This window comes from Rhizobium sp. UFLA01-1127 (assembly GCF_059803845.1).
The window spans coordinates 1-7,681 of sequence record NZ_JAUQTZ010000208.1 but is presented as its reverse complement, the minus strand read 5'-3'; the positions used below and the strand labels follow the sequence as shown (position 1 = coordinate 7,681).

Here is a 7,681-nt window from a genome sequence, read left to right as displayed (position 1 = left end):
TCCTGGCAGACGGTCCGTCGACCGATCTGGGCGATCTGGCTCTCGGCCGGAACGTGCTCGTCGCGTTCATGCCGTGGAATGGCTACAACTACGAAGACTCGATCCTGCTCTCCGAGCGTATCGTAGCCGACGACGTGTTCACCTCCATCCACATCGAAGAATTCGAAGTGATGGCGCGCGACACCAAGCTCGGCCCGGAAGAAATCACCCGCGATATTCCGAACGTTTCGGAAGAAGCGCTGAAGAACCTGGACGAAGCCGGCATCGTTTACATCGGCGCCGAAGTTCAGCCGGGCGATATCCTTGTCGGCAAGATCACGCCGAAGGGCGAAAGCCCGATGACGCCGGAAGAAAAGCTTCTGCGCGCCATCTTCGGCGAAAAGGCATCGGATGTTCGCGATACCTCCATGCGCATGCCGCCCGGCACCTACGGTACGGTCGTCGAAGTTCGCGTCTTCAACCGCCACGGCGTCGAAAAGGACGAGCGTGCCATGGCGATCGAGCGCGAAGAAATCGAACGTCTTGCCAAGGACCGCGACGACGAGCAGGCGATCCTCGACCGTAACGTCTACGGCCGCCTGATCGAAATGCTGCGCGGTCAGGTCGCTCTTGCTGGTCCGAAGGGCTTCAAGAAGGGCACGGAACTGTCGAATGTCGTGGTTTCGGAATATCCGCGTTCGCAGTGGTGGATGTTCGCCGTCGAGGACGAGAAGGTCCAGAGCGAGCTCGAAGCCCTGCGTGGCCAGTACGACGAATCCAAGTCGCGTCTCGAACAGCGCTTCATGGACAAGGTCGAAAAGGTCCAGCGCGGCGACGAAATGCCTCCGGGCGTCATGAAGATGGTCAAGGTCTTCGTCGCTGTTAAGCGCAAGATCCAGCCGGGCGACAAGATGGCAGGCCGTCACGGGAACAAGGGCGTGGTGTCGCGCATTGTCCCGGTTGAAGACATGCCGTTCCTCGAAGACGGTACGCATGTCGATATCGTGCTGAACCCGCTTGGCGTGCCCTCGCGCATGAACGTCGGTCAGATTCTCGAAACGCACCTCGGCTGGGCTTGCGCCGGCATGGGGCGTCAGATCGGCGAACTGATCGAAGCCTACAAGGCAAGCGGCAATATCGAGCCCCTGCGCAAGACGATCGATATGGTTGTCGGCGATGGTCCGAAGAGCGACGATGTTCACGGGTATGACGATGCATCGGTCCTGCGTCTGGCCGACCAGTGGAAGCGTGGCGTGTCCATCGCGACCCCGGTCTTCGATGGCGCCGGGGAAGCGGACGTCAACCACATGCTGGCGATGGCAGGTCTCAAGCAGACCGGTCAGTCGACGCTGTACGACGGACGTACCGGCGAGCAGTTCGACCGCCAGGTCACGGTTGGTTACATCTACATGCTGAAGCTGAACCACCTTGTCGACGACAAGATCCACGCCCGTTCGATCGGTCCGTACTCGCTCGTCACCCAGCAGCCGCTGGGCGGTAAGGCGCAGTTCGGCGGTCAGCGCTTCGGCGAAATGGAAGTCTGGGCGCTCGAAGCTTACGGTGCAGCCTACACGCTGCAGGAAATGCTTACGGTCAAGTCGGACGACGTGGCCGGCCGCACCAAGGTCTACGAAGCCATCGTTCGTGGCGACGACACCTTCGAGGCGGGCATTCCGGAAAGCTTCAACGTTCTCGTCAAGGAAATGCGCTCGCTGGGTCTCAGCGTCGAACTGGAAAACTCCAAGGTCGATGATCTGCAGGCGGCGAGCCAGCTTCCGGACGCAGCCGAGTAGTAGCCTGTCAGGTGCGCGCTGTCGGACAGCGCGCACCGTTTGGAATATTGCAGCGCCGTTGGCGTCCCTTCGGATGCATGGCGCCGCAAGGCGGTTTTAAAGCGTCAGGTCGGTTCCCGGGATTTGCCGGCACTGTTCGCAATTCGAGGGCTTTCGCCCCTAAAGGAGATAGGCATGAACCAAGAGGTCATGAATCTTTTCAATCCGCAGGTGCCTGCGCAGAATTTCGATTCCATCCGGATTTCGATTGCGTCGCCGGAGAAGATTCTTTCCTGGTCTTATGGCGAGATCAAGAAGCCGGAAACGATCAACTATCGCACGTTCAAGCCGGAACGCGATGGTCTTTTCTGCGCGCGAATCTTCGGACCGATCAAGGACTACGAGTGCCTGTGCGGCAAGTACAAGCGCATGAAGTACAAGGGCATCATCTGCGAAAAGTGCGGCGTCGAAGTCACGCTGTCGCGCGTTCGCCGTGAGCGTATGGGCCATATCGAGCTCGCCGCTCCCGTTGCTCACATCTGGTTCCTGAAGTCGCTGCCTTCTCGCATTTCGACGCTGCTCGACATGACGCTGAAGGATGTGGAACGCGTTCTCTACTTCGAAAACTACATCGTCACCGAGCCGGGCCTGACGGCTCTGAAGGAGCATCAGCTTCTCTCGGAAGAAGAGTACATGCTCGCCGTCGACGAATATGGCGAAGACCAGTTCACCGCCATGATCGGCGCTGAAGCGATCTACGAGATGCTGGCCAGCATGAACCTCGAGAAGATCGCCGGCGACCTGCGCTCCGAGCTTGCCGACACCACGTCGGATCTCAAGCAGAAGAAGCTGATGAAGCGTCTGAAGATCGTCGAGAACTTCATGGAGTCGGGCAACCGTCCCGAATGGATGATCATGAAGGTCGTCCCGGTTATCCCGCCGGACCTGCGCCCGCTGGTTCCGCTCGACGGCGGCCGTTTCGCGACATCGGATCTGAACGATCTGTACCGCCGCGTCATCAACCGTAACAACCGCCTGAAGCGCCTCATCGAGCTGCGCGCTCCGGGCATCATCATCCGCAACGAAAAGCGCATGCTGCAGGAATCTGTCGATGCGCTGTTCGACAACGGCCGCCGTGGCCGCGTCATCACCGGCGCCAACAAGCGTCCTCTGAAGTCGCTGTCCGACATGCTCAAGGGCAAGCAGGGCCGCTTCCGTCAGAACCTGCTCGGCAAGCGCGTCGACTATTCCGGCCGTTCGGTCATCGTGACCGGTCCGGAACTCAAGCTGCATCAGTGCGGCCTGCCGAAGAAGATGGCGCTCGAGCTGTTCAAGCCGTTCATCTATGCCCGCCTCGACGCGAAGGGTTATTCCTCGACCGTCAAGCAGGCCAAGAAGCTGGTCGAAAAGGAGAAGCCGGAAGTCTGGGATATCCTCGACGAGGTCATCCGCGAGCATCCGGTTCTCCTGAACCGTGCACCGACGCTGCACCGCCTGGGTATCCAGGCCTTCGAACCCACGCTGGTCGAAGGCAAGGCGATCCAGCTGCACCCGCTCGTCTGCACGGCCTTCAACGCTGACTTCGACGGCGACCAGATGGCTGTCCACGTGCCGCTCTCGCTGGAAGCCCAGCTTGAAGCCCGCGTGCTGATGATGTCGACCAACAACATTCTGCACCCGGCAAACGGCGCGCCGATCATCGTTCCCTCGCAGGACATGGTTCTCGGCCTGTACTATCTGTCGATCCTGAACCAGAACGAGCCGGGCGAAGGCATGGCCTTCTCCGACCTCGGCGAGCTGCATCACGCTCTCGAAAACAAGGTCGTGACGCTGCATTCGAAGATTCGCGGCCGCTTCAAGTCGATCGGCGAAGATGGCAAGCCCTATTCGAAGATCTATGAGACGACCCCTGGCCGCCTGCTGATCGGCGAACTTCTGCCGAAGCACGGCAAGGTCACGTTCGACATCTGCAACCAGGAAATGACCAAGAAGAACATCTCCAAGATGATCGACACGGTCTACCGTCATTGCGGCCAGAAGGACACGGTCATTTTCTGCGACCGCATCATGCAGCTTGGCTTCTCCCATGCCTGCCGCGCCGGCATTTCGTTCGGCAAGGACGACATGGTCATCCCGGACACCAAGGTCAAGATCGTCGGCGATACGGAAGCGCTCGTGAAGGAATACGAGCAGCAGTACAATGACGGTCTGATCACCCAGGGCGAGAAGTACAACAAGGTTGTCGACGCCTGGGGCAAGGCCACAGAAAAGGTCGCCGAAGAAATGATGGCCCGCATTAAGGCCGTCGAATTCGACGAAAAGACCGGTCGCCAAAAGCCGATGAACTCGATCTACATGATGAGCCATTCTGGTGCTCGTGGTTCTCCGAACCAGATGCGTCAGCTGGGCGGTATGCGCGGCCTCATGGCCAAGCCGTCGGGCGAAATCATCGAGACACCGATCATCTCGAACTTCAAGGAAGGCCTCACCGTTAACGAGTACTTCAACTCGACCCACGGTGCCCGTAAGGGTCTGGCCGACACCGCCTTGAAGACCGCCAACTCCGGTTACCTGACCCGTCGTCTCGTCGACGTCGCGCAGGACTGCATCGTCACGCACGTCGATTGCGGCACCGAAAACGGCCTCACCATGACCGCCATCGTCGATGCCGGTCAGGTGGTCGCCTCGCTCGGCGCCCGCATCCTCGGCCGTACGGCGCTCGACGATATCGATCATCCGGTCACGGGCGAGCGCATCGTCGATGCCGGCAAGATGATCCTGGAGCCTGACGTCATCGAGATCGAGAAGGCCGGCATCCAGTCGATCCGTATCCGTTCGGCACTGACCTGCGAAATCCAGACGGGTGTCTGCTCGGTCTGCTACGGCCGCGACCTTGCTCGCGGTACGCCTGTGAACATCGGCGAAGCTGTCGGCGTCATCGCCGCACAGTCGATCGGTGAGCCGGGCACCCAGCTGACCATGCGTACCTTCCACTTGGGCGGCACGGCGACCGTGGTCGACCAGTCGTTCCTGGAAGCCTCCTACGAGGGCACGGTTCAGATCAAGAACCGTAACATGCTGCGCAATTCCGATGGCAACCTGGTTGCCATGGGCCGCAACATGACGGTCCAGATCCTGGACGAACGTGGTGTCGAACGCTCTTCGCAGCGCGTCGCTTACGGCTCGAAGCTGTATGTCGACGAAGGCGACAAGGTGAAGCGCGGTCAGCGTCTGGCGGAGTGGGACCCCTATACCCGTCCGATGATGACGGAAGTGGCTGGTACGGTTCACTTCGAAGACGTCGTCGACGGTCTCTCGGTCCTCGAAGCGACGGACGAGTCCACCGGCATCACCAAGCGTCAGGTTATCGACTGGCGCTCGACGCCGCGCGGCTCCGATCTGAAGCCGGCGATCGTCATCAAGGACGCCAGCGGCAATGTCGCCAAGCTGTCTCGTGGCGGTGAAGCCCGCTTCCTGCTCTCGGTCGACGCGATCCTGTCGGTCGAGCCGGGTACGAAGGTGTCGCAGGGTGACGTTCTCGCCCGTTCGCCGCTGGAAAGCGCCAAGACCAAGGACATCACCGGTGGTCTGCCGCGCGTTGCCGAACTGTTCGAAGCTCGTCGTCCGAAGGACCACGCCATCATCGCAGAAATCGATGGCACGATCCGCCTCGGCCGCGACTACAAGAACAAGCGCCGCGTCATCATCGAGCCGGCGGAAGACGGTGTCGAGCCGGTCGAATACCTGATCCCGAAGGGCAAGCCTTTCCACCTTCAGGAAGGCGACTATATCGAAAAGGGTGATTACATCCTCGACGGTAATCCGGCTCCGCACGACATCCTGGCGATCAAGGGCGTGGAAGCTCTGGCTTCCTACCTGGTCAACGAAATCCAGGAAGTCTATCGCTTGCAGGGCGTTGTCATCAACGACAAGCACATCGAAGTGATTGTCCGTCAGATGCTGCAGAAGGTGGAAATCACCGATGCGGGCGACAGCCAGTACATCGTCGGCGACAATGTCGACCGTATCGAACTGGACGACGCGAACGACCGCCTGATCGAAGAAGGCAAGAAGCCCGCTTATGGCGACCCGGTTCTGCTTGGGATCACCAAGGCATCGCTGCAGACGCCGTCCTTCATTTCGGCTGCATCCTTCCAGGAAACGACGAAGGTGCTCACCGAAGCTGCTATCGCCGGCAAGACCGACGGTCTGCAGGGTCTGAAGGAAAACGTCATCGTCGGCCGCCTGATCCCGGCCGGTACCGGTGGTACCATGACGCAGATCCGCCGTATCGCTACGGCTCGCGACGAGCTCATCCTCGAAGAGCGCCGCAAGGGCACGGGCGCCAGCGTCGCAACGCCCATGCTGCAGGACCTCGCCAGCGAGAACAGCCCGGCCGAATAAGCCGGTACTTAATTGAAAAAATCAAAACCGCCCGGAGCGATCCGGGCGGTTTCTTTTGTGCAATGATGAAATCGAAACGGGCGAGGGGAGGCCCCTCGCGGGCAGCCGTCCGATCAGCGGAAGCGGATGATCGCGACCTCGCCTTCGAGCGCACCCTGGTACGCGGAGGCGTGCGGTTCCTCGTCCGGTATGTCCGTCAACAGTCCGATCTGGTCGAGGTCGGCCTCGATGAAGCCTTCCTCCGCCAGCGCGTTCAGCGCCTCGCGCACGGCGGTATCATCGTCAGGCGCTTTCAGCATGACATGCAGATCGATGCCTTCGCCGCCATCGGTCTCGTATCCCTTGCCGATGATGATGAAGATCATGGGACCGTCGGAATTGTTGTCGTTGTCTGGCGCAGTAATCATGGATCTTCCTTCGGGAGTGTCGAATCGACCCGGCGATTCTCTGAGGTGGCTCGGGTCCGGCGGATGGAAATGTCCTCCTGCGATTCCTTATAGGGATTTTGGCAAAATACCAAAGTCCATCTTGCCGAAGGGGCGGCATTTCCGTATCCAATGCGTCAAACGGCTGGTTTGCCCAGGGTTTCCGGGCTTTATGACAAAGATAATTTCTTAACCGGCCTTGACGAACCGGCGGGAAAACAGTAGTACCGCCGCCATCGGAACCCATGTGAGGCATGGCTGTTCGGGGCGACGCGCCCTGGAGTTCACCTCAAACAAGGTTCTAAACGCACGTTGAAGACACGAATGCTGCACGCAAGACGCATTTTACGGCGTCCTCTGCTTTTTTGTGGTCCATCTGCGAAAGCGGATCGGGCCACGTTTTGCGCATTGAGACGATCGTGTGTCGTTGCCGGTGACGGCGAAAGTCATGCCCGTAAGGGTGTCGAAATAGATTTACAAGGGATGGTTGAATGCCTACCGTAAACCAGCTGATCCGCAAGCCTCGCCAGGCGCAGGTAAAGCGTAACAAGGTTCCCGCTCTTCAGGAGAACCCGCAGAAGCGCGGCGTTTGCACCCGCGTCTACACGACGACGCCGAAGAAGCCGAACTCGGCTCTGCGTAAGGTCGCAAAGATTCGCCTGACCAACGGCTTCGAAGTCATTGGTTACATTCCCGGTGAAGGTCACAACCTTCAGGAACACTCCGTCGTCATGATCCGTGGCGGCCGCGTGAAGGACCTTCCGGGTGTTCGCTACCACATCATCCGCGGCGTTCTCGATACCCAGGGTGTCAAGAACCGCAAGCAGCGCCGTTCGAAGTACGGTGCGAAGCGTCCGAAGTAATTCGGACTTTTAGATAATCCGGCGCTGCGCGAGGTTCTCCGCGTGGTGAAGCGTCGCAAATAGTTGAGAGACGAGAAGTTACATGTCCAGACGTCACAGAGCAGAAAAGCGCGAGATCAACCCGGACCCGAAGTTCGGCGATCTGGTCGTCACCAAGTTCATGAATGCTATCATGCTCGACGGCAAGAAGTCCGTCGCTGAAAGCATCGTATACGGCGCATTCGACGCCGTGCAGGGC

At 59.6% G+C, this 7,681-nt stretch carries 4 protein-coding genes and 1 pseudogene; 4 read left to right on the top strand and 1 reads right to left on the bottom strand.

All coding sequences use genetic code 11. The features are described from left to right. Positions 1-1,772, top strand: a 1,772-nt coding sequence (rpoB, locus tag Q4Q11_RS29945; RefSeq protein ID WP_498571744.1) for a DNA-directed RNA polymerase subunit beta, incomplete at its 5' end; no start/stop codon positions are given. Positions 1,773-1,946: 174 nt separating this feature from the next. Continuing rightward, positions 1,947-6,155: a DNA-directed RNA polymerase subunit beta' gene (gene rpoC / locus Q4Q11_RS29940; protein WP_112513052.1), complete on the top strand. Its 4,209-nt coding sequence runs from the start codon at positions 1,947-1,949 to the stop codon at positions 6,153-6,155. 113 nt (positions 6,156-6,268) lie between these two features. Here the strand turns inward: rpoC and Q4Q11_RS29935 are convergent, their stop codons facing one another. Further along, entirely contained in the window at positions 6,269-6,562 is a 294-nt protein-coding gene (locus Q4Q11_RS29935) for a transcriptional regulator (protein WP_112513053.1), read from the bottom strand. A gap of 509 nt (positions 6,563-7,071) precedes the next feature. Between Q4Q11_RS29935 and rpsL the strand changes: the two genes are divergently transcribed. Then, positions 7,072-7,443, top strand: a complete 372-nt coding sequence (gene rpsL / locus Q4Q11_RS29930) for a 30S ribosomal protein S12 (protein WP_003507760.1) — start codon at positions 7,072-7,074, stop codon at positions 7,441-7,443. Between the two features lie 82 nt (positions 7,444-7,525). Then, a pseudogene (locus Q4Q11_RS29925) lies at positions 7,526-7,681 on the top strand (30S ribosomal protein S7); the annotation flags it as partial.